This window comes from Paraburkholderia sp. J76 (assembly GCF_905220295.1).
Taxonomy (GTDB): Bacteria; Pseudomonadota; Gammaproteobacteria; order Burkholderiales; family Burkholderiaceae; genus Paraburkholderia.
The window spans coordinates 22,039-44,519 of the sequence record NZ_CAJMZJ010000013.1 but is presented as its reverse complement, the minus strand read 5'-3'; the positions used below and the strand labels follow the sequence as shown (position 1 = coordinate 44,519).

The following is a 22,481-nucleotide window of genomic DNA, read 5'->3' as shown; positions in this document are numbered from 1 at the left end:
GCGGCGCAGGGACGTATGGGCGCCGAAAACTAACTCCGCCAGGCCTCGCCCTCGGGGAAAGTATGTTTCTCGAGCGAGTCCGGCTTCATTTCGATGCTATAGCCGGGCTTGCCGGGCGGCATATACCGGCCATTACGTATCACGACGGGATCGACGAAATGCTCGTGCAAATGATCGACATACTCGAGCACCCGGTTCTCCAGCGAGGCCGAAACGCACAGATAGTCGAACAGCGAAATATGCTGCACGTACTCGCACAGTCCCACGCCGCCCGCATGCGGGCATACCGGAACGCCGAATTTCGCGGCCATCAACAGCACGACAATCACTTCGTTCAGTCCACCTAAGCGGCAGGCATCTACCTGACAAAAATCGATCGCCTGGGCTTGCAACAACTGCTTGAACATCACGCGATTGTGGCAATGTTCGCCCGTCGCGACGCCAATTTTCCCCAGGCGCCGGCGAATCTCGGCATGGCCGAGAATATCGTCGGGACTGGTCGGCTCTTCGATCCACCACGGGTCGAACTCCGCCAGGCGCCGCATGTTCGCCACCGCTTCGTCCACGTCCCATACCTGGTTGGCATCCATCATCAGCTTCAGGTTTTCGCCGATTTCCTCGCGCAGAATGCGGGCGCGCCGCACGTCTTCGTCCAGATTGCCGCCCACTTTCTGCTTGAAGTGCGTCCAGCCCAGCGCAACGCCTTCGCGCGCGAGGCGGCGGATCTTGTCGTCGTCGTAGCCTAGCCAGCCGGCCGACGTCGTATAGGCGGGATAACCTTGCGCGAGCATTTCCGCTTCGCGCTCGCCCTTTGTTTTCGCGTGACGGTGCAGTATGGCGAGCGCTTCGTATGGCGTAATCGCATCGGTCACGTAGCGAAAATCCAGGCAGCGCACGAGTTCCTCGGGGCTCATGTCGGCGAGCAGTTTCCATACAGGCTTGCCGACCGATTTGGCCCACAGGTCCCACACGGCGTTGACGACCGCTGCGGTAGCGAGATGAATCGCGCCTTTGTCCGGGCCGATCCAGCGTAATTGGCTGTCCGAAGTAAATGCACGCCAGAACGCGCCCATGTCCGCCGTAATGTCTTCGAGCCGCTTGCCGACGATGAGAGGCGCCAGCGCATTGACGGCCGTCACGCAAATTTCATTGCCGCGGCCGATGGTGAATGTGAGACCGTGACCCGTGAATTTGTCTGGGGAATCGGTTTCGAGCGTGACGTAGGTCGCGGAATAATCCGGCGCGGCGTTCATGGCGTCGGAGCCGTCGAGCGAACGCGATGTGGGAAAGCGGATATCGCGAACGGACAGATTGGTGATCGTGGTCATTCGAACTCCCTCGGGAAGGGAAGGCTTCGGGTAGGGAAAACCAGGCGTTTGCACGCGTTGACAACGCTGAATCTGCTACCTAGCATGCTAGCATGTCTTCTCAAAATCAAGCCCGCCGTGAACTCTTCATCCGAAGTGGCGAGTGTCGCCGGCAATCCTTATGTCGCACTGCAAAAGATCAAGGGCGGTGAGCGCGGGAGCCTGACCGATGCGGTAGAGCAGGCGTTGCGAGAGGCGATCGTCACGCTCGCGCTGGAACCCGGAATGATGATCGACAAGATGGCGGTCTGCGAACGCATGGGCGTGTCGCGCTTTCCGGTTTCCGCCGCGCTGGCGAAGCTTGCGCACGCGGGTCTCGTCGAAGTTTTGCCGCAGCGCGGCACGCGGGTAAAGCCAATTGCGCTCGACGATATTCGCCAGCATCTGTTCATTCGTAGCGCGCTCGAAGTCGAAACGGTACGCGGTGTCGCGCGCATGAAGCAGAGCGCCACAGTCGACGCGTTGGCCGCGAATCTCGAAGAGCAGCGCAAGGTCGCCGGTAATGGTCAGCGTCTCGTGTTTCATGAGCTTGATCTTGCGTTTCATGAAATCCTGCTCGATGCAGTGAATTTGCCGCGCGTAAAAGAAATTGTCGCGGTGTCGCGCAACGCGCTGGATCGCGCAAGGCAATTGTTGGCGAGTCCTGAGCGTCTTGCGCACACGCTCGACGAACACGAACGCATTTTCGAAGCCATTCGCGCCGGCCGCGCCGACGCGGCGGCAAAAGCGATGCACGATCATCTCGATCAGGTGATCGAGGAATTGCACCGGTCCGCGAAAGAGCGGCCCGATCTTTTTGCACCTTGAGCAACCAGTTTTACGTCAAGCAACGACCCTACTTCAACCACCTTCGTGCCGCGCCGCAAGCAGCGCCGCGCACGCAATCAAGGGGCTCCGGTAATGTGTCTGGCTTTTCTTTGCGGATTTGCGCCATGACGCCGCTCATTTCCGTCAACAAGCTCAGCAAGAGTTTTCCCGGCGTGAGGGCGCTTCACGAGGTGCAATTCGAACTCATGGCGGGCGAGGTGCACGCGCTGATGGGCGAGAACGGCGCAGGCAAATCGACGTTAATGAAGATTCTCGCGGGCGTGTATACGCGCGACTCGGGCGACATTCTCCATGACGGCCAGCCCGTGGCGTTCGCGAGTCCGCGCGAGGCCCAGGACGCGGGCGTCGGCATCATTCATCAGGAACTCCAACTGATGAATCATCTGACCGTCGCGCAAAACATGTTCATCGGCCGCGAGCCGCGCGGACGCCTCGGGCTCTTTCTCGACGACGACAAACTCAATGCACAGGCGCGCGCCATTCTCTCGCGCATGCACGTGCCGCTCGACCCGCGCACCGTGGTCGGTTCGCTCACGGTCGCGAGCCAGCAGATGGTCGAGATTGCCAAGGCGCTGTCGTACGATTCGCGCGTGCTCATCATGGACGAGCCGACTTCCGCGCTCAACGACGCGGAAATCGCCGAGCTTTTCCGCATCATTCGCCAGTTGAAAGAGCGGGGCGTAGGGATCGTCTATATCTCGCACAAGATGGACGAACTCAAGCAGATTGCAGATCGCGTGACCGTGTTGCGCGACGGCGAATACGTGGCCACCGTCGCCGCCGCCGATACGAGCGTGCAGGCCATTATCGGCATGATGGTTGGCAGAACGCTCGCCGACGTCGCGCCGTATCAGGCTCCCGCGCATCTGGGCGAAATCGCGCTCGAAGTGAAGCACCTGAACGCCGGTCCGCTCGTGCGCGACGTGAGCTTCACGTTGCGCAAAGGCGAAATACTGGGCTTTGCGGGGCTCATGGGCGCGGGCCGCACCGAAGTCGCGCGCGCCGTGTTCGGCGCAGACCCGGTCGAATCCGGCGAGATCTTCGTGAAGGGCGCGAAAGCCTCGATCAAGAAGCCGAGCGACGCCGTTGCGCACAGCATCGGCTATCTCTCCGAGGACCGCAAGCGCTTCGGACTCGCAACCGGCATGGATGTCGAATCGAATATCGTGATGTCCAATCTCGGCAAATTCCTTTCGCTGAATCTGTTTTTGCGCCGTATGCAGATACGCAGGAGGGCGGCGCATTTCATCAGTCTGCTCGCCATTCGCACGCCTTCGGCCACGCAGCCGGTGCGGCTGCTCTCGGGCGGCAACCAGCAGAAGATCGTCATCGCGAAGTGGCTGGAGCGCGACTGTGACGTGCTTTTCTTCGACGAACCCACACGCGGTATCGACGTTGGCGCAAAAAGCGAGATCTACAAGCTGTTGCGCGCGCTTGCGGAACAAGGCAAGGCGATCGTGATGATCTCGTCGGAACTTCCGGAAATCCTGCGCATGAGCGACCGGATCGTAGTGATGTGCGAAGGCCGTGTTACTGGCGAACTTTCCGCCAGTGAGGCGACCCAGGAGCGCATCATGCATCTCGCGACCCAGCGCGAAACCTTGCAAGCAGCATGAGCCTCAAGAGGTCGAATCCATGACTATGCAATCGGACACTGCGGCGCTGGCCGACCAGAAACGGTCGCCCGGATTAAGGGCGCGCATTTTCTCGCCCACTGCGCTACAGAAAATGCTCGCGTTCGCGACCCTCATCCTGCTGCTGATCTTTTTCAGCTTTGCCTCGCCTGCATTCATGCAGATGGACAACATCCTCGGCATCCTTCAGGCCACCGCCGTAAACGGCGTGCTTGCCATTGCCAGCACGTTCGTCATCATCACAGGCGGCATAGATTTGTCCGTCGGCACGTTGATGACATTTACGGCCGTGATTTGCGGCGTATTTCTAACCTACTGGCACTTGCCGATGTGGATCGGCGTGCTTGCCGCCATCGGCACCGGCGCGGTATGCGGAACCGTTTCGGGCACGCTCACGGCGAAGATGAAGATCCCGCCGTTCATCGCCACGCTAGGCATGATGCTGCTGCTCAAAGGGCTTTCGCTTGTCGTTTCGTCCGACAAGCCCATTTATTTCACCGACACCGAAAACTTCTACATGATTTCGCAGGACTCGCTGATCGGCTATTTTTTGCCCAGCGTGCCCATACCGAATGCCGTGCTGATTCTGTTCGTGCTCGCCATTGCGAGTTCGATCACGCTCAACCGCACGGCGCTCGGCCGCTATACGTTCGCGCTCGGCAGCAACGAGGAGGCCGTGCGTCTTTCGGGCGTGAATGTCGATCGCTGGAAGATTGCGATTTATGGCCTGGGCGGCGCGATATGCGGTATTGCAGGACTCCTGATCGCTTCGCGCCTGAATTCGGCGCAACCGGCGCTCGGCCAGGGTTACGAGCTGGAAGCCATCGCGGCGGTCGTGATCGGCGGCACGTCGCTGAGCGGCGGTTCGGGCACGATACTCGGCACCATCATCGGCGCGTTCATCATGAGCGTGCTGACCAACGGTCTGCGCATCATGTCGGTCGCGCAGGAATGGCAGATCGTGGTGACGGGGCTCATCATCATCCTCGCGGTTTATGCGGATATCTTGCGGCGCAAGAAGAGTTGAAAGAGGTCTATGGCCCACCTTTGGAGGAGAAATGTCATGTTGAAAAGAAAACTGATCACTGCCGTAATCGGAGCCGGCGCGCTCATGGGCGCGTCGAGCATGACGTATGCCGAGGAACCCTACATTCCGATCATTTCGAAGGGCTTCCAGCATCAGTTCTGGCAAGCCGTGAAATCCGGCGCGGAGCAGTCGGCGAAGGCGAACAACGTCAGGATCACGTTCGAAGGCCCCGAAACCGAGGCCATGGTCGACAAGCAGATCGACATGCTTTCCGCCGCGCTCGCCAAGAAACCGCAAGCGCTCGGTATTGCCGCGCTCGACAGCAAGGCCGCCATTCCGCTGCTCAAACGCGCGCAGGCCAGCAAGATTCCTGTGATCGCATTCGACTCGGGTGTCGACAGCGATATTCCGCTCACGACCTGCGCCACCGACAATCTCGCCGCCGCCGGCCTCGCCGCCGACAAGATGGCGGAGATGATCGGCAATTCCGGCGAAGTGGGCGTCATTGTGCATGACCAGACGAGCCGCACGGGTATCGACCGGCGCGACGGTTTCCTCAACCAGATGAAAACGAAGCATCCCGGCATCAAGATCGTTTCCGTGCAGTATGGCGCGGGCGACCACCTGAAATCGGCGGAAATCGCCAAGGCCATGATTCAAGCGAATCCGAATCTCAAGGGCATTTTCGGCGCCAATGAAGGCTCGGCGGAGGGTGCTGCGATTGGCGTAAAGGAGTCGGGCAAGAAGCTGGTGCTGATCGGTTTCGACTCGGGCAAGGAGCAGAAGGAGGCCATCATGTCCGGCCTTATGGCGGGCGCGATTACGCAGAACCCGGTGGGCATCGGCAAGTGCGTCGTCGATTCGGCGGCGAAGGCGTTGAAGGGCGAAACGCTGCCGAGGAAAATCGACACGGGCTTCTACTGGTACGACAAAACCAATATGAACGATCCGAAGATCGCTGCGGTGCTTTACGACTGATGTGCGTGGACGACGCGCAGTTTTAAAGAGGCTGGAATAAAAGACGGAGACCGGATTCGACATCTGGTCTCCTTTTTTTATGCGTAATTTTCTGTCTGCGTTACGGATTAGCGCCGGTTAAAAGAGACCGCGCCCGGCGAGATTCGCGTAAAGCGCGCGCACACCGAATGTCCACGGTTCGATTTCGGTGCAAAGGCGCACGGTGTTGACGATGGCGCCGAGGGGCGGCGCGCTGATCGTGACGCGATCGCCGAGGTGGTGCGTGAAGCCGCCGCCGGGCGCGTCGCGGTCCTTGATCGGTGAGAACATCGTGCCGAGGAACAGCATGAAGCCATCGGGGTACTGATGATGGCGCCCCCAGGCCTGCGAAACGAGATCGAGCGGGTCGCGGCTGATTTCCCGCATGTGGCTCACGCCTTCGAGCAGGAAGTCGTCGTCCGCGCCTTCCACGCGAAGCGAAACGCTCGCGGCGCGCACCGAGTCGAGCGTGAACGCTTCGTCGAATAAACGAATGAATGGGCCGATTGCGCACGAGCCGTTGTTGTCCTTGCATTTGCCGAGTAACAGCGCGGAGCGGCCTTCGATGTCGCGCAGATTGACGTCGTTGCCGAGCGTCGCCCCGACCACTTCGCCGTGACTGTTCACCGCGAGTACGATCTCGGGTTCGGGGTTATTCCACGCAGAGGCCGGATGCAAGCCGATTTCGGCGCCGAAACCGACCGAGGACATGGCTTGGGACTTGGAAAACACTTCGGCGTCCGGGCCGATGCCGACTTCCATGTATTGCGACCACGCGCCACGGCGCTGAAGTTCTTCCTTCAACTTGCTCGCAGCTTCGGAACCGGGCCTGACTTTCGAAAGATCGGTGCCGATGAGCTTCGTGATTTCAGCGCGCACGTCCTGCGCTTTTGCCGGATCGCCCCCGGCCTGTTCTTCGATCACGCGTTCCAGAAGACTTACCGCGAAAGTCACGCCGCAAGCCTTGATGGGTTGCAGGTCGCACGGCGCGAGCAGTGAAGGGCGGTCTGCGGGGCGATCGCCCGCGAGGCTGTGTTCGATCAGCGCTTCGGCCGTGCCGAGCGGCTCGCCCGGTGTATGCCGCACGACATCGAGCAGATCCTCGTACTCGAACAAGTCGGCTGTGGTGGGCGCAACCTGCGAAATGTCGAAGACCATGCCGCCGCGCACCACGACGACGCACGGCCCGTCGCCTTCTGGCGTGGGCCGCCAGACGCGGCCGACGAGCAACGCGTTATCGAGGTCATGGGGGAGACAAGCGGATGTTGAGGACATGGCGGGCGTTCCGGAGTGAGAGTTGCGACACGCATCGTAGGGCGGATGAGCGCGTGCGTCCAAAGGAGCGTCACATTTTCCAACAGGCTGGACGCGCGAGCGGTTGCCATCGTGGTGGCTGGCCCTAACCAATATACGGATAACTAACTAATCGACTTGATGCGCCGGCGGCAACGCGGTTATCTGCGGTGGGAATTAGAAACGCAGGATTTGATGGTTTTCAGGCTGACGAACGGCTTATAAGATCGGCTTCTTCCCTTATTCATCACCGATTTCACGTCGAGGCAGCCGAGCATGAACGCACGCCGCAATTTCATTCGAATCGCAGCCGGGACCGCCGCGCTCGCCGCTTTGCCGGCGCTCAGTTCGGGGACCGCGCGCGCGGCCAGCACGTCGCGTACGCTGCGCGTAGGGAATCAGAAAGGTTATCTGAGCCTGCTGAAGGGGCGTGGCACGCTCGAAAAGCGTCTTGCTCCGCTTGGCGTCTCGGTCACGTGGACTGAGTTCGACGCGGGCCCGGTGCAACTCGAAGCGCTCAATGTCGGTTCGATCGACTTTGGCGACGTGGGAGAGGCGCCTCCCATTTTCGCGCAGGCCGCCGGTGCACCGCTCGCCTATGTGGCGGCCACGGTGCCGCGCCCGCAGGCGGAAGCGGTGCTCGTGCCTCACGCTTCGGCCATTCGCAGCGTGGCCGATCTCAAAGGCAAGGCGATCGCACTCAATCGCGGCAGCAACGTCCACTATTTCCTCGTCAAGCTGCTGCAAGCGCACAACATTCAATATGGCGACGTGAAAGTCGTGTTCCTCGCGCCCGCCGACGCACGCGCCGCGTTCGAGCGCGGCGCCATCGACGCCTGGGTGATCTGGGACCCGTTTCTCGCCGCTGCGCAAAAAACCCTCGACGCCCGTATTCTCGCCGATGCAACCGGCGTGGTCGGCAATCGTGCCTACTATTTCTCTTCGCTCAGTTATGCGAAACAGAATCCCGATGTCGTCAAGATCCTTATCGAAGAACTGAGCCAGATCGATCAGTGGGGGCAAGCCAATCGGGCTGCGCTCGCCACTCAGCTCGCGCAGTTATGGGGCCTGCCCAATGACGTGGTTAGCGAGGCGATTGGACGCGTGCAATTCGGCACGGGCCCGATCACGAAGGCCATCCTTGCCGAGCAGCAGCAGATCGCCAATACGTTCTTCGACCTCAAGCTGATTCCGAAACGCGTAAACGTGCTGGAAGCGGCGGCGCCGGGAATCGTTTAGCACTACAAGGAAAATCCGATGTCCGCTCTTATGACTCCACTTCCAGCCGGTTTGTCGTTGCAGGACGCACTCGACAATTTGCCGTCGCTCGCGAATAAAATCGGCAAGGAAGCAGCGGCGCGCGAAGGGCGCCGCGAATTGCCTTTCGAGGGTTTCGACGCGTTCCGGCGCTCGGGACTAGGGCGCCTCAGGTTGCCGGTGGAATGGGGCGGTCTGGGCGGCTCGCTGGTGGACGAATTCGACGTAATCGCGACGCTTGCCGCGGCCGACAGCAATCTCGCGCACGCGCTGCGCCTTCATTACGACCAGACCGAAGTACTGCTGCTCTCGGCGCGCACGCCGTTCAACGATTTGCAGATCCAGCGCGTGATTGACGGCGCGATCTTCGGCGGCGCCTCGACGGAACTCGGTACGTCGCGTCCGGGCGAACACACCACGGCGCTCAGGCGCGATGGCGAGCACTACCGGCTCGACGGCCGCAAATACTATTCGACCGGCACGGCCTTTTCCGACTACGCGCGGCTGAGCGTGCTGAACGACGCGGGCCAGCCCGTAGTGGCGATTGTGCCGGTGCACCGCGAAGGGTTCACGGTGCTCGACGACTGGGACGGCATGGGGCAGCGCATGACGGCGAGCGGCAGTCTCGTGTTCGAGAATCTGCTCGTGCATGCGGACGAGATCGCGGAACGCGGCCTCGCCACGCTCGCGGGCCGTCACACGGGCGCGCTGCGTCAGTTGCACCTCGTGGCGGTGGCGGCGGGCATCGTGCGCAACGTGGTGACGGATGCGAAGCGTTATGTGCTGGAACACGGGCGGCCCGTACTGCACAGCACGGCGCCTTCCGCGCGCGAGGACGCCTTCATTCAGCAGATCGTCGGCACGCTTTCGGCGCATAGCCACGCGATCGATGGCCTCGTGCGCGAGAACGCCCGTACGCTCGATCGATCGGCGCAAGCGATCCGCGCGGGTGCGCCCGAGGCCGATGCACTCGTGCTGGACGGCGCATTGGCAACGGCGCGCACGCAGTACGTGGTGAGCAAACTGGCGCTCGAAGCGGCCGAGCGTTTGTTCGAAGCGGGCGGCGCTTCGGCCACTTCGCGCGCGCACAATTTCGACCGGCATTGGCGCAATCTGCGCACGATCTTCAGTCACAACCCGTTGCTGCACAAGGCGCGCGTGGTAGGCGATTACGTCTTGAATGGCGTGACGACACACCTCACCGAAGGCCGCGTGTTCTGAAGTTGCCACGAGTCCGCCGCGTGACGCGCGCGGGTTCGTGCCGCCGGCGTGCGGCACGCTTGTGGCAACCCGCTTGTGGCAACCATACGGCACCCATACGGCACACCCGTCAGCGAGATTTCTCTTCAGGTGCTTCAATGAGCGTTGCGCCGCCTTTGCCGGTTGGCGTCCGATCCATTGCTCATTCAGGCCCCTATGACGAATCCCACCGAAATCAAGGCCCTTGTATTCGACGTCTTCGGCACAGTCGTGGACTGGCGAAGCGGTGTCGCGAGGGAAGCGACCGCTTTTCTGCGGCGTCACTCCCCAAATCTCGACGCGTTCGCTTTCGCCGACGCCTGGCGTCGCGAGTATTCGCCTTCCATGGAGGAAATCCGCAGCGGGCGGCGGCCCTATGTGCGCCTCGACATCCTGCATCGCGAGAATCTCCTGAAGGTGCTGGAACGTAGCGGCATTACCGGAGCGACGGACGCCGAAATCGACGAACTCACTCTGGCGTGGCATCGTCTCGATCCCTGGCCCGATGCCGTCGGCGCGCTGGGCCGCCTGAAACGCCGCTTCATCATTGCCCCTTTGTCCAACGGAAATATCCGGCTCATGGTGGATATCGCGAAGCGCGCCGGTTTGCCGTGGGACGCCATTCTCGGCGCCGAAGTGGTCCGCGCCTATAAGCCTTCGCCGCAGGTGTACACCGAAACGGTGGACATTCTGGGTCTCGCGCCAGCCGAACTGTGCCTCGTCGCGGCGCATAATGGCGACCTCGCGGCCGCGCGCCGGCTCGGTCTTTCAACCGCCTTTGTCCTGCGGCCGACCGAGCACGGTCCCCAACAGACGACGGATCTGAAAGCGGAACAGGCGTGGGATTTCGTTGTGAACGATTTAAACGAGCTTGCGAATCGACTCGATGCCCCGATAGATTGAGGCCTGTCTGCTGTTCCCCGACACCATCGGGCAAAGTGATGGTTGCGCCGAAACGCACGTCGGCGCAAGACACGTTGGAAAGGGCTTTGCGCGGATCGCGCCCGGATGGCATGACACCTGCATAAGGTGCTGCAAGTCGCTCCGGGCGTGACGACGCACTCCCTCCGTGCGCGTTGTCGTGCCGATCTTCTGCACAATGACGCCGGGACGGGAAATTGAGCGAAGCGAAGCGGCTTGTTTGTGCAGACAAGAATGCTTGTCGCACTCCACATGGCAATCGCTAGAGGTAGCTCATCATGAAATCCCCCGATCAAACATTCGTTATCCTTATCATTGCCTGCGCTCCCGCGCTCGCGTTCGGGCAATCGAACGTGACCGTGACGCCTGAGCAGGTCCGCGCGGAACTCGTGCAACTGGAACAGGCGGGCTACCGCCCAGGCGACGGCGACAACACCCGCTATCCCGCCGACATTCAGGCCGCCGAAGCACGCGCGGCGGCACAGAATGGCAGCGCCAGTTACGGCGGCATGACGGGCGGGGCGTCAGCGTCGGGCGCGCCGGCGGGCGGAGACAGCATGAAGCCGATTTACTTCGGTCAGTGAGCCATTGCGTTGACGAAGCCCTTCCTCCGAATGGCAGGGCTTTGTTTGGGTTCGCCTACGCACTCGCACTGCCGGAGACGGGCCCCGCCGTACGGCGGCCTCGCGCCCGCGCGAGCACGGCTCGACGCACAGGCGTGTCGTAGTAACGGTTGGTGGCCCAGGCGAGCAGCACAGCGCCCGGAATCAGCAGCAGGGCGGTGATGCCGCCAGGATGGGGAAGCCCGTGGATGCGATACAGGGTCTCCTGCAGGAGAATCTCCAACGGCACGTGCATCGCGTAGATGCCATAGGAGACCATGCCGGAGAAGGCGCAGAGCCCGAGGAACCGCCTGGGCGGTTCCACACGCGTTATCACCCATACCAGCGCGGGCGGAACGACGAGCGCGAGAAACAGATCGGACGCGTGTCGATGCGCCACGGGCCATGAAAAGGCGAGCAAGGCGACTACGGCCACGAGCACGCCGACCGTCGCGAGATGATTGCGCGATTGTCCAGGGCCGCGGTGGCGGTATAGCAGAAGGCCTGCGGCGAACGCATAGCCCACGCGCGCGAAGCCCTGATAGAACGACGACCACAATACGCCGCTGTTGAGGGTGGACGTGTACGACGCGATACCGAGCGCGACACCCGACGCGCCCATAATGAGCAAGAGCGTCCGGGTGTTCAGAAACCGGAACAGCAGCCCATAGCCAAGGCTCGCCACCAGCTCGAAGAATAACGACCACGCGGGAAAATCCAGTGGATAGCTTAGGTCATAAGTCGTTAGCGCTGGGTAGAAGATGGGCAATGCCACACGGCTTGGCAGCATGAGCACGCTTGCCGGCAGCGCCGAAGCCATTTCGGCCCAGTAGTAGGTGGGTAAGCGCACCATCAAGGCGACGACGCCAAGCGCGAGACCGGCGAGGTAGAGCGGGTACAGGCGCACCAGTCGCTGCAGGATGTACTGGTGGATCTTCAAGGATCCCGAAGCAATCTTCCTGTCGTAAGCACTGCCAATGACAAAGCCGCTCATCGCGAAGAACAGATCGACCGCGAGATAAGCGCGATTCAGAAGCGACACATGATACATCGAAGGAAAATGCTGAACGAGGACAAACAGTGCACCTAAGCCGCGTAAACCATCTAATGTGGCGTATCTCGCGTTCGTATTCGTATTCTCCATGTTCCCCGCCGTGACGTTTTTTGGTAGCCGCGATTTGCAAAAATAGAGGGCGACGAAGCGAAGGTTGGTGCGTTAATTAACATAGCGGGCGATTTCGCATACAAGAAATGCCCTGTGTGGTGCGGGACCGCGCATTGCGCACCGGCGGCACGCGTTTCGCACGACTGCGCGCCTTGGCGTCGTACATGGCCCGATCCGCCGTTTTGACCAGATCGGATGCGCGCTCACCCGGCTGTAGCACCGCCACGCCAAGGCTCGCACGCACGCTGTAGTCGCGGCCCTGCACGTCGAAGGGCGCCTCCAGGGCAGCCGTGATGCAGGAAGCAATCTGCGATGCGGCGTCGCGTGCGCGATCGTCTTCGACGATGACGAGGAATTCGTCGCCGCCCAGCCGTCCTATCCGCGCCCGGCCCTGTGTTGCGTCGGTCAGGCGCCGGGCGATTTCGGCAAGGATCGCGTCGCCCAGATGGTGTCCGTACGTGTCGTTGAGTTCCTTGAACCGGTCGAGGTCCACGAAGATGACGGCAACGCGGCCCGCCGCGCGGCGTGCCACGACGACCGCTTCGAGCAGTTCCATGATGCGGGCGCGATTCGACAGGCCCGTGAGAGCGTCCGTGTGCGCGAGCTGCCGCAACGCTTCCTTGCCCCTAAGCAGTTCGAGGATCAGCGCGGTGATCCACGTCGACAGTCCCACGAGAATTACCGAAATAACGGTCGCCATAGTCAGATAAACGCGGCGCATTCTCCGGTAATCGTCGAGGGCTTGCTCGACTGACAGCCCGGCCACGACCGTCAATCCATACTGCTTTATCTCGCGCGTGGCGACGATGCGCTCGACATGGTCGATCGGATCGGTGAACCGGTCGACGGTTGTGCGCACACGGAGGTAGTCGCGGGGCGGCGCGTCGCCGGTGCGGCTCGGCGCATCGCCCGCGCGGCGCGAAAGCATGAAGCCGCGGCGGCTCAACACGGCGATCATGCCGTGCTCGCCGGGAGCGGCGCTTTTGGAGAAGCCGTCCGTGAGCCACACCGGGTTTTCCGACACGACCACGACGCCGCCGAAGCTGCCGTCCGTGCGATTGATGCGGCGTGTCGCCTGGACCGACATCTGATGCGAAATCCGGCCGACGACCGGTTGGCTGAGATAGAGCCCGACATCGGCGTGCTCGCGATGCATGCGGAAATGCTCGCGATCGCTCAGATTAATTTCGCCGGAAAACGGAATGGTCGATACGATCACGCGTCCGTCCGCGCCCACGACCGTCACCTGCAACGCGGTGTCGGCAGTAACCAGCCCGTAAGACTGATATTTCGCGAGATCGAAAGTGGTGGGCGCGCGCTCGTATCCGAACTTGATGAGCAGCGCGATCTCGTCGACGTCGTGGATCGTTTTGAGCGTGTGCGTTTGCAGCGCGCTCGCCTCGGTTGCCGCCGCGATGCGCGCGTCGTTGAGCGCGGCGTCTTTTTCGACGCGCAGCCTTTCGAGGATGGTGATCCATAGCACCGCCAGGATCAACACGGTCAGCGCGGGCAGCACAATGAGAGCCCAACGCGGCGCGTCGCCTCGGTCGGTGCCGACGGGGCGGCTGCGCCCGCGAATTGTCTGCAGTCTGCTCACGTCCTGCCCCGTTTCTTGCGCGAGCCTTACTGGCTGCGGGCTGACGCCTTTGCGCGTCAACATGACCTTGATGGAAGGTGGGGTGCGGCCCCTAGTTTCGCTGCACCGTTATAACGGCAATGGCGCGCGGAAGTTGATGGCCGTTGCGAAACAATATCGTTGGAATAATCGCGAAGTCGTCACACAGCTTGCGTAACGTAAGGCGCGGCGAATCCTTCGACGCGTTTTCGGATATAGGGGAAACCCCTGGTCATCAAGAACCGGTGGCATCGATTTAACAAAGTTAGAATGAAGACTCTAGATTGTTCGGTGAGGCGTCGCGGGTTGCGGGCGCTGGCGCGCGGATGATCGGCCGCAGTGGCAGCGGCCACGCCTGTTGGTGAGCACCTGGAGCCAATTCGTGAGCATTCCTCAAGATTTATTATTTGCCACAACCGCAGCCTTTATCGCTGTGCGTCCCTGGAATCGGGTCGTTGCGTTGTCGCCATTCGCTTATCGCTTCGTCACGCCGCCCAGCAGCGTGCTCGTATGCAACAGCGCGAGCCAGGATAGGGCGTCCGTGCCTCCCATACGGCGAAATCCGCCGCGTTAACTTCACCCGCTGTCCTGTGCGCTGTTGCGCACCGGATCGCCACCGAATACCGATCTCCTCTCAACTTGCCACGTTGCTTCGCTCGCTGAAGTGACGGCGCTGCTCGTCCGTTGCGACGATGCAGGGGAAGGGAATTGCGTACTACAACGATGTGGACACAACGAACAGGGATTCAATCGTGAGCAGCGAATTTGCGGAACGGGATCTTGCGCATATCAGGAACGTACTCGTCCATCTCGAGCATTCGGCCGACAGCATTCGCGCGAAGGAGAAAGGAACCGTGGTCAGCCTGAGCTACTGGCGGAAGCGGCTGGAGGGAATTCTCGCAATGCCTTTGCTCCCCATACACGCTGAAAAGCAGGCAAAGGATCTACTGGCTCGCCTCGACAGACTGGAAACGCCATCGTCCTGTGTCGTGGCCGGCGGCCATTTTCGATAAGGGCCTGGACCGCACCACGTGAAGCACTCAAAAAGCGGACAACGATCAGGAGACGAAACGATGGGACAACGCAGCGAGGACGTGCTATTGGCTATGCTAAATATCGATGCCGGGATCAAAGCGCGTCTCGAACGCCTTGCGGAGATGGAGCGTGGAGCGGGTGATTGCCTCGCGCCATGGCTCGACGAAGCGCGAAGCGTTTTGCGGATGGACCTCGCCACATTGAGAGCACGCCGCGAAGAACAATTTCTCGCGTTGAATGGACTCACGCGTGGGCTCGCGCGCGGCGCGTAGGGCGTCGGCGGGGCAACAACAAACCCGGCAGGCACGTGCCCTGCTGTGCGCTGAGCGCTGCGAGCGAGAGTGCATCCTGCCGCGGCCCTGTCAGCTTCAATCCGCCTGCGCCGGCGCCGGGAATACCGGCGCAACTCTCACTCACACGCTACGCCGCGTTGACGCAGTGCTCCTCCACCCAGCCCATCGCGCGCTCGCGGGCAAACGCCAGCGCTTCGTTTTCGTCGATGAAATTGTCATCGAGACACAAGTCATGGATATCGTCGTCGAATGACCCGTCCGATGACGGGACGAAAATTCTCGCATTTGCCACGATTCTGCCGTCATCGATGCTTGCGCTCATGCTGATCAGGCAAGACTGGAAAGTGAATTGCATGGCTGGCTCCGTTTGCTTGTCGCGGGATGAAAGCCGCCCCGCAAATCCCGTGCCGTGGAATGGCGTGAGGCTGTCCCTTCTAAAAGCCCGATATACGTGATCAAGGGGCGATCCAGGCAGGGGCCCAGTCATCGTTGCGACGCACATACAGCGCACGCTGGGGACCGTCTGCTGCCGAAAGGTCTAACCAGTCCAAGCGGGCAGGGCGCACCTCCACGACGCAGAAATGCTTGAGACCTTCATCGGGATTGGGAGCATCGCGCGTTTCGTCGAGCGCGTCGCCCGCGTGGGCCATGGGCGTGCCCGGCGGGAGATGCGTGCGGTAGGCAATAAGGTCGTGGTCGGGACTGGACCTCCACGCATCCAGCCGCGCTTGCCCGTGGCGAAGAATCCGGGTTTCGCCAAACACGCGCAGTTGCAGGTTGCGAGCGGGATCGACGCCGACAAGCGCGATGCGCGGTTCGCGGCTGAGTTCGGCGATCTTCGGCGAGCGCAGGTCGGTGTGGAAAGTGAGCCTGTTCTCCGTTTCACTAGCGCCTCGAAGCAGTACGGTGCGCACGTTCGGCGAGCCGTCGAGGCCGATTGTCGCCGCCTGCATCACCTTGAAAGGCTGATCATCTTCGCGTACCGCAGCAGCGAGGCAATCCCAGATTCGGGCATAAATCTGTTCGAGCGTCATCGAGTTCATTGCTGGCGAGCCGCCTGTAAAAAAGAAGGAGGGGAGCGAAAGCGAAGCGCACGCTCGATGCCCGCAAGCGGCGCCACGACGCTCGGGAACACCACCTGCTTGGGCGGATTGTGCATTTCCGCACCTGTTCACACTTCTTTCGATGAAAGCCGGCCTGAGCCTACGTTTTCGACGCGAGCACACCAACCGAAGCGAACTCCCGGCGCACGCCTGGGCGGCCGACATCGGGCCGGGCCTCGGCACGATCGCCACCGACAACGATCCGGGCGGCATCCTGACGTATTCACTGGCCGGCGCGCAATACGGTTTCGATCTGCTCTGGGTGTGCGTGCTTTCGTATCCTTCGATGGTGGCGCTCCAGTTGGTTGCGACGCGCGTCGCCGCTGTGACCGGGAAAGGCCTCACCGAGAACATGCGCGAGCACTACGCGCGCTGGATCTTCCTGATCGCCGTGGCCCGCTTTCTGGGCGCCAATACCGTGAACATGGCCGCCGACATACTCGCCATGGGAGAAGCGGCCCGCCTGATGTTCCGCGGGCCGGTCGCGCCGTTCATGATCCTGTTTGCTGCCGTGTCGATCGCGCTTCAATGGTGGGTGGCTTATGCGCGCTACGCGAACGTGCTCAAATGGCTCGCGCTTTCGCTGTTCGCCTATGCCGGCGTGATGTTCGCGACTGACGTGCCGTGGCGTGACGTGGCTTGGCATGCCCTGGTGCCCGGCTTCACGTGGTCCGAAGACTACTTCGGGATGTTGCTTGCGGTGCTTGGCACGACCGTCAGCCCGTATCTGCTGTTTTCGCAGGCCGAGCAGGAAGTTGAAGAGCGCGGGGGCGAGGGCCGCGAACGCCATGGGGAAGATCCGGCACAGCTAAAGAAGATGCGGCGCGATACGTTGGTGCGCACGCTGCTTTCCAACGCGTGCGGCGCGCTCATCCTCATCGCGGCCGCCATCACGCTCCACGCCACGCACCAGCCGGTCGGCAACGCGCAGACCGCTGCTCTGGCGATCGCGCCGGTCGCGCATGGATACGCGTCGCCCGTACTCGGCCTCGCGCTGCTCGGCACCGCGCTACTGGCGTTGCCGCCGCTCGCGGGCTCGGCGGCACACGCTGCGGCCAGTTCGTTCGGCTGGCCGCAGGGTGAGCAACGAGACCGCCGGATCGCCGGCGTTCTTGTCGCGCTCATGGTGACGAGCACGGCAATCGCGTTGCTGTTTCATGCGTGCGGTGTCGATCCAGTCAAGGCCTGCTATTGGAGCGCGCTGGCTAACGGCATGACCATCGCGCCGGTGCTCATCCTGCTTTTGTTGCTGAGCCGGCGCCGCGAGGCCGTGGGCGAAATGAAGACGCACGGGTTCACGCGCGCGCTATGCTGGCTGGCGACGCTCGCCACGGGCGCGGCGTTGGCCGTGCATAGTGTTCTGGAGTTTATGTGAGGGGGTTGGGTGACGTGGGGGGTTGATTGCACGTTTATGTTTAATTTTACATAATGCAAATTATCGAACTTTTGCTTGTTGCGGCTTTTTTGAAATGTCCGGTTTCGAGGTGCGGCGGACATTAAAAATGGCGTTGACATAGGTGTCGCGTCCGCCGCAGCGCAGCATCGCGATGACCCATCGGGACATTCCCAATGTCTCCATATCCCATTGTTTTTAAACAATAAATTCCGGCCACAGGAGCGCCACGCCGCTTTTGTGACAAACAATGTCGGCTTGAGATTAGCTGTGCCTGCGTGCTGCGCTCTATCTTTTCGTCAGCAGCACCCCAAACACAATCATGGCTCTCAAGAGCCCAGGAGACATAGTGGAAACGGTTGCCTTCATCTGGGACAACCTGGCGAGCATCGCCAGGATGACCGGCGAGCACATCGAGATCGTAGGCGTCGGCGTCGGGCTCGCGATCATCACGGGCGTCCCGCTCGGCATCGCGATCACCGCCAACGACCGGCTCGCGAAGATCGTGCTGTATGTCGGCGCGATCATCATGACCATTCCCTCAGTCGCGCTCTTCGGCCTCATGATTCCGATCCTCTCCGTAATCGGCCAGGGCATCGGCTTTCTGCCGACGGTCATCGCCCTCTTCCTCTACTCGCAGTTGCCGATCGTGCGTAACACCTACACCGCGATCACCAACATCGACCCGGCCTTGCGCGAAGCCGCGCGCGGCATGGGCATGACGACCCGCGAACGCCTGCGCAAAGTCGAAATTCCGATCGCACTGCCAATCATCATGGCCGGCGTGCGCATGGCGGTGGTCATCAACGTCGGCATCGCGGCGATTGCCGCGTATATCGGCGCGGGCGGTCTCGGCAAGCTCATCAGCCGTGGTATTTCGCAGTCCGATCCACGTCAGCTCATTGCGGGCGCGATCCTCGTGAGCGTGCTCGCCATCGCCGCCGATATCGGTCTCTCACGCGTGCAGCGCTGGCTCACGCCGAAGGGACTTCGCACGCCTTCGCGCGCAGCGAATTTCGCGCTGCGCCTCTCCGCCATGACTGGCTCCCGCAAACAAACCGGACACGCGCAATAGATCATGATCAAGCTCTCCAACCTTACCAAGCGATATGACGGCGCGGCGAGCGCGGTCGTCGACGGCATCAACATGGAAGTGGGCGCGGGCGAGATCTGCGTGCTGCTCGGCGCATCGGGATGCGGCAAGACCACGACCCTCAAGATGATCAATCGGCTCGTGCGCCCGACGTCCGGCAAGATCTATCTCGAAGGGCGCGACACGGACGAGTTCGAAGTGGTCGAATTGCGCCGCCACATCGGTTATGTGATCCAGCAGATCGGGCTTTTTCCCAACATGACGGTCGAGGAAAATATCGCCGTGGTGCCGACCCTGCTCGGCTGGGACAAAACGAAGGCGCGCCGCCGTGCGGCCGAACTGCTCGAGATCGTCGCGCTCGATCCCGCCATCTATCTCACGCGCTATCCAAAGGATTTGTCGGGCGGTCAGGCGCAACGCGTGGGCGTGGCGCGCGCGCTCGCCGCCGATCCCCCGGTCATGCTGATGGACGAGCCGTTCGGCGCCATCGACCCGATCAATCGCGAACTGATTCAGGACGAATTCCTGCGCATTCAGAAGCAGGTCAAGAAGACGATCATGTTCGTGAGCCACGACATCGACGAAGCGGTGAAGATGGCCGACAAGATCGCGATCTTCCGCAACGGCCATCTCGAACAGTTCGATTCGCCCGACACCATTCTCGCGCGGCCGGCGACGCCGTTCGTCGCGGGATTCGTCGGCACGGACCGCGCGCTAAAGCGCCTGCGCCTGTTGCGCGCCCGCGATGCGGTCACGGCGCGCGATTGCCTCGTCCACGTCGGCGACGACAGCACCCGCGCCAAAGCGATGATGGACAAGCACGGTGTCGAGCAGATCGTGCTCGTCGATGCCGCCGACAGGCCCCACGGCTATCTCACCGCCGAGCGTCTGCTGAAAGTGGAAGGCCCGATCGCGGCATCGCACGCGCTTCCGGTGCAAGCCACCGCGAACCAGGAGGACGATCTGCGCACCGTCGTCTCGACCATGTTCGCGAGCGGCGCGGCATGCATGCCCACCGTCGACGAGGCGGGCCGCTTCGTCGGCTATGTGAGGCAGGAACGCATCGTCGAAATGTTGAAGCTGGGCGCGGGAGAATACGCATGAAACGCCTTTCGTCGTGCCCTTTGCCGTACCTTTTGTTGCCCGCACTGCTAGCACTGAGCGCGCAGGCCCACGCGGATAGCTGGTGGGAAAGCGTCAACCAGTATCGCGGCGATATTGTCTACCAGAGCCTGCAGATGATGACGATGGTCGCTATCGCAGGCGTGCTCGCGCTCGTCGTCGCAATTCCGGCCGGCGTCTATCTGAGCCGGCCCTCGCAGAAGCGCGGTGCGAGCGTCGTCATGCAATCGCTCAATGCGGGACAGGCCGTGCCGAAGCTTGCGCTGCTCGCACTCGCAATGAGCGTGATGGGCATCGGCGCCGTGCCCGCGATCTTCGGCTTGTGGGTCGCGGCGCTGTTGCCGATCGCACTGAACACCTACGAAGGACTGCGCGCCGTGCCGCCCGCGTTGATCGAAGCGGCAACCGGCATGGGCATGACGCCCGCGCAGATTCTGTGGCGCATCGAACTCCCCAACGCGTTGTACGTGATTTTCGCGGGCATTCGCACGGCGCTGGCGATTACGGTGGGCACGGCCCCACTCGCGTTCCTGATCGGCGGCGGCGGGCTTGGCGAGTTGATCTTCACCGGCATCGACGTGAACGACTTCGGCATGCTGATCGCGGGCGCCGTGCCCACCGCGCTGCTCGCCATTCTGACCGATGGATTCATTGGCCAGATGCAGCGCCTGCTCGTGTCGCGCGGCGTGAATCCGCAAACCTGATTTTCCACCAGGATTCGCAACCATGAGAGAGACCATGAAAAAGCTATTTTCGGCATCGTTCGGCATCCTTATTTCTTTGCTTCTGTGCGGTTCCGCGAGCGCGGCGTCGGTGGTCGTGGGCGGCAAGAACTTCACGGAGCAGCAGTTGATGGCCGAGATGACCACGCTTTATCTCGAAGCCAAGGGCTTCACCGTAACGAAGAAGGACGGCATGGGCAGCGCCGTGCTGCGTCAGGCGCAGGAGAATGGACAGGTCGACATCTACTGGGAATACACGGGCACGTCGCTCATTACCTACAACAAGATCAACGAGCGCCTTTCGCCTGAAGACACCTATAAGAAGGTCAAGGAACTCGATGCAGCCAAAGGACTCGTGTGGCTGAATCCGTCCAGGGCGAACAACACGTATGCGTTCGCCATGAACCAGGACGAAGCGAAGAAGCTGGGCATCGTCACGATGAGCGATCTCGCGAAGGCGGTCAAGGGCGGCAAGGAACTCACGTTCGGGTGCAACTCGGAATTCTATGCACGTCCCGACGGGCTGCGTCCGCTGGAGAAAGCATACGGCTTCGGGTTCAGCCAGAGCGACGTGAAGCGCATGGATACCGGCCTCGTGTATCAGGCGCTGAAGGACCGCCAGGTGGATGTCGCGCTCGTCTTCGCAACCGATGGCCGTGTGCCCGCCTTCAACTTCGTTCTGCTGAAAGACGACAAAGGCTACTTCCCCGCTTACGCGCTTACGCCGGTGATCCGCAAGGCGACGCTCGACGCCAACCCGACGCTCGGGCCCCTGCTCAACGCGCTCTCGGCGAGGCTCGATGCGCCCACGATGGCCCGTCTGAACGCGAGCGTCGATGTGCAGAGGAAATCGTTCTCCGATGTCGCGAAGCAATTCCTCAAAGAGTCCGGGCTGATCTGACCGATGCTCCTGCAAATACCGCATAACCGGGGAATAACCTCATGACCGTAATCAAGGTGGCAGCCGCGCAAACCGAGACGGCTTACGGTGACACGCAGGCGAATCTCGATCGGCATCTCGATCATATTGCCGATGCGAAGAGGCGCGGCGTGCGTCTACTCGTCTTTCCGGAGTTGTCGCTGCATGGCCACAGCGGCGGCAAGGACGCGCTGCGTCTCGCGATGACGCGCGACGACGCCGCGATACGCCAGATCGCCGAAGCCAGCGCGAACCTGCAGGTGTCGTTCGGCTTTATCGAGGAAGCGCCAGGCGGCCAGTTCTATAACAGCCAGGCAACGGTCGCGAACGGCAAGCTGCTTCACGTGCATCGCAAGACCATGCTGGCGACGTACGGCAAGCTGCGCGACGGTCTTTATTTCGCTGCGGGCCCGAAGCCGGAAAGCTACGCGATCGACCACGAATGGCGCATTGCGACGCCCATCTGCAACGACGTCTGGAATCCCGCCGTGGTGCACGGACTCGCGTGCGACGGCGTCACGCTGCTCGCCGTGCCGATCAGCTCGGCGCGCGAGGCGGTCGGCGACGGCTTCGAGAACCCCGCGGGCTGGGACCTCAACCTGCGCTTCTACGCCCTCACCTACGGCGTGGGCATCGTGATGGCGAATCGCGTTGGTACTGAAGGAATGCTGACCTTCTGGGGCGGCTCGCGCATTCTCGACCCCTTCGGCAACACCGTGGCGCGGGCTGAAAACGAAGAAGAATGCCTCGTCGTGGGCGAACTCGACTACGAAGCGGTCCGCCGCGCGCGCTTCCTTCTGCCCACTGTGCGCGACGCGCGCATTTACGCACAACGTACCTGAACCAAGACAACGGAT

Annotated in this window: 23 protein-coding genes; 16 read left to right on the top strand and 7 right to left on the bottom strand. The window is 61.7% G+C overall.

All coding sequences use genetic code 11. The annotated features are described in order from the left end of the window. Positions 1-29: 29 nt before the first annotated feature. Entirely contained in the window at positions 30-1,328 is a 1,299-nt protein-coding gene (locus U5768_RS23220; protein ID WP_322032741.1) for an L-fuconate dehydratase, read from the bottom strand. Between the two features lie 84 nt (positions 1,329-1,412). Between U5768_RS23220 and U5768_RS23215 the strand changes: the two genes are divergently transcribed. The 4 genes from U5768_RS23215 (at position 1,413) to U5768_RS23200 (ending at position 5,834) form a co-directional block, all read left to right on the top strand. After that, positions 1,413-2,174: a GntR family transcriptional regulator gene (locus U5768_RS23215; protein WP_322032740.1), complete on the top strand. Its 762-nt coding sequence runs from the start codon at positions 1,413-1,415 to the stop codon at positions 2,172-2,174. Between the two features lie 125 nt (positions 2,175-2,299). Then, positions 2,300-3,811, top strand: a complete 1,512-nt coding sequence (locus U5768_RS23210) for a sugar ABC transporter ATP-binding protein (RefSeq protein ID WP_322032739.1) — start codon at positions 2,300-2,302, stop codon at positions 3,809-3,811. Between the two features lie 19 nt (positions 3,812-3,830). Next, positions 3,831-4,856, top strand: coding sequence for an ABC transporter permease (locus U5768_RS23205; RefSeq protein ID WP_322032738.1), 1,026 nt, complete (start codon positions 3,831-3,833; stop codon positions 4,854-4,856). 36 nt (positions 4,857-4,892) lie between these two features. Beyond that, positions 4,893-5,834, top strand: coding sequence for an ABC transporter substrate-binding protein (locus tag U5768_RS23200; protein WP_322032737.1), 942 nt, complete (start codon positions 4,893-4,895; stop codon positions 5,832-5,834). A gap of 117 nt (positions 5,835-5,951) precedes the next feature. Here U5768_RS23200 and U5768_RS23195 read toward each other — a convergent pair whose 3' ends face one another. After that, positions 5,952-7,127 carry a fumarylacetoacetate hydrolase family protein gene (locus tag U5768_RS23195; RefSeq protein WP_322032736.1) on the bottom strand — a complete coding sequence of 392 codons (1,176 nt, stop codon included), beginning with the start codon at positions 7,125-7,127 and terminating at the stop codon, positions 5,952-5,954. A 294-nt stretch (positions 7,128-7,421) separates the two neighbouring features. Between U5768_RS23195 and U5768_RS23190 the strand changes: the two genes are divergently transcribed. From U5768_RS23190 to U5768_RS23175, 4 genes are all read left to right on the top strand, one after another. Then, a complete protein-coding gene (locus U5768_RS23190; RefSeq protein ID WP_322032735.1) occupies positions 7,422-8,384 on the top strand; it encodes a sulfonate ABC transporter substrate-binding protein in 963 nt (320 codons plus the stop codon). Between the two features lie 18 nt (positions 8,385-8,402). Continuing rightward, positions 8,403-9,623: an acyl-CoA dehydrogenase family protein gene (locus U5768_RS23185; RefSeq protein ID WP_322032734.1), complete on the top strand. Its 1,221-nt coding sequence runs from the start codon at positions 8,403-8,405 to the stop codon at positions 9,621-9,623. 195 nt (positions 9,624-9,818) lie between these two features. Continuing rightward, positions 9,819-10,544 (top strand): haloacid dehalogenase type II, encoded by a 726-nt coding sequence (locus tag U5768_RS23180; protein ID WP_322032733.1) that lies wholly within the window; start codon positions 9,819-9,821, stop codon positions 10,542-10,544. A gap of 296 nt (positions 10,545-10,840) precedes the next feature. Continuing rightward, a complete protein-coding gene (locus tag U5768_RS23175) occupies positions 10,841-11,146 on the top strand; it encodes a DUF4148 domain-containing protein (protein ID WP_322032732.1) in 306 nt (101 codons plus the stop codon). Positions 11,147-11,201: 55 nt separating this feature from the next. Here the strand turns inward: U5768_RS23175 and U5768_RS23170 are convergent, their stop codons facing one another. Further along, positions 11,202-12,308 carry an acyltransferase gene (locus U5768_RS23170; RefSeq protein WP_322032731.1) on the bottom strand — a complete coding sequence of 369 codons (1,107 nt, stop codon included), beginning with the start codon at positions 12,306-12,308 and terminating at the stop codon, positions 11,202-11,204. A gap of 76 nt (positions 12,309-12,384) precedes the next feature. Further along, on the bottom strand, positions 12,385-13,926 hold the full coding sequence (locus U5768_RS23165; RefSeq protein WP_322032730.1) for a diguanylate cyclase domain-containing protein: 1,542 nt from the start codon (positions 13,924-13,926) through the stop codon (positions 12,385-12,387). Positions 13,927-14,696: 770 nt separating this feature from the next. On the opposite strand from U5768_RS23165, the gene U5768_RS23160 reads away from it, so the two are divergent. Beyond that, entirely contained in the window at positions 14,697-14,957 is a 261-nt protein-coding gene (locus U5768_RS23160; RefSeq protein WP_322032729.1) for a hypothetical protein, read from the top strand. Between the two features lie 60 nt (positions 14,958-15,017). Beyond that, positions 15,018-15,251 carry a hypothetical protein gene (locus U5768_RS23155; RefSeq protein WP_322032728.1) on the top strand — a complete coding sequence of 78 codons (234 nt, stop codon included), beginning with the start codon at positions 15,018-15,020 and terminating at the stop codon, positions 15,249-15,251. A gap of 148 nt (positions 15,252-15,399) precedes the next feature. On the opposite strand, the gene U5768_RS23150 is transcribed toward U5768_RS23155, so the two are convergent. Together U5768_RS23150 and U5768_RS23145 are read right to left on the bottom strand one after the other, a co-directional pair. After that, positions 15,400-15,627: a hypothetical protein gene (locus U5768_RS23150; protein ID WP_322032727.1), complete on the bottom strand. Its 228-nt coding sequence runs from the start codon at positions 15,625-15,627 to the stop codon at positions 15,400-15,402. 100 nt (positions 15,628-15,727) lie between these two features. Beyond that, positions 15,728-16,315 (bottom strand): pyridoxamine 5'-phosphate oxidase family protein, encoded by a 588-nt coding sequence (locus U5768_RS23145; protein ID WP_322032726.1) that lies wholly within the window; start codon positions 16,313-16,315, stop codon positions 15,728-15,730. Between the two features lie 142 nt (positions 16,316-16,457). Here U5768_RS23145 and U5768_RS23140 point away from each other — a divergent pair, with 142 nt between their 5' ends. Further along, entirely contained in the window at positions 16,458-17,750 is a 1,293-nt protein-coding gene (locus U5768_RS23140; RefSeq protein WP_322032725.1) for an NRAMP family divalent metal transporter, read from the top strand. Positions 17,751-17,810: 60 nt separating this feature from the next. On the opposite strand, the gene U5768_RS23135 is transcribed toward U5768_RS23140, so the two are convergent. Continuing rightward, a complete protein-coding gene (locus tag U5768_RS23135) occupies positions 17,811-17,939 on the bottom strand; it encodes a hypothetical protein (RefSeq protein WP_322032724.1) in 129 nt (42 codons plus the stop codon). Positions 17,940-18,117: 178 nt separating this feature from the next. Between U5768_RS23135 and U5768_RS23130 the strand changes: the two genes are divergently transcribed. The 5 genes from U5768_RS23130 to U5768_RS23110 are packed head-to-tail and all read left to right on the top strand — an operon-like array spanning position 18,118 to position 22,466. After that, entirely contained in the window at positions 18,118-18,843 is a 726-nt protein-coding gene (locus U5768_RS23130; protein ID WP_322032723.1) for an ABC transporter permease, read from the top strand. A 3-nt stretch (positions 18,844-18,846) separates the two neighbouring features. Next, positions 18,847-19,965, top strand: coding sequence for an ABC transporter ATP-binding protein (locus U5768_RS23125; protein WP_322032722.1), 1,119 nt, complete (start codon positions 18,847-18,849; stop codon positions 19,963-19,965). Next, on the top strand, positions 19,962-20,687 hold the full coding sequence (locus U5768_RS23120; RefSeq protein ID WP_322032721.1) for an ABC transporter permease: 726 nt from the start codon (positions 19,962-19,964) through the stop codon (positions 20,685-20,687). Before U5768_RS23125 ends, U5768_RS23120 begins: the two co-directional genes overlap by 4 nt. Positions 20,688-20,721: 34 nt before the next feature. Further along, complete coding sequence (locus tag U5768_RS23115; protein WP_322032720.1) at positions 20,722-21,606, top strand: glycine betaine ABC transporter substrate-binding protein; 885 nt, start codon at positions 20,722-20,724, stop codon at positions 21,604-21,606. Between the two features lie 41 nt (positions 21,607-21,647). Further along, positions 21,648-22,466, top strand: a complete 819-nt coding sequence (locus tag U5768_RS23110; protein ID WP_322032719.1) for a nitrilase-related carbon-nitrogen hydrolase — start codon at positions 21,648-21,650, stop codon at positions 22,464-22,466. Positions 22,467-22,481 lie beyond the last annotated feature (15 nt).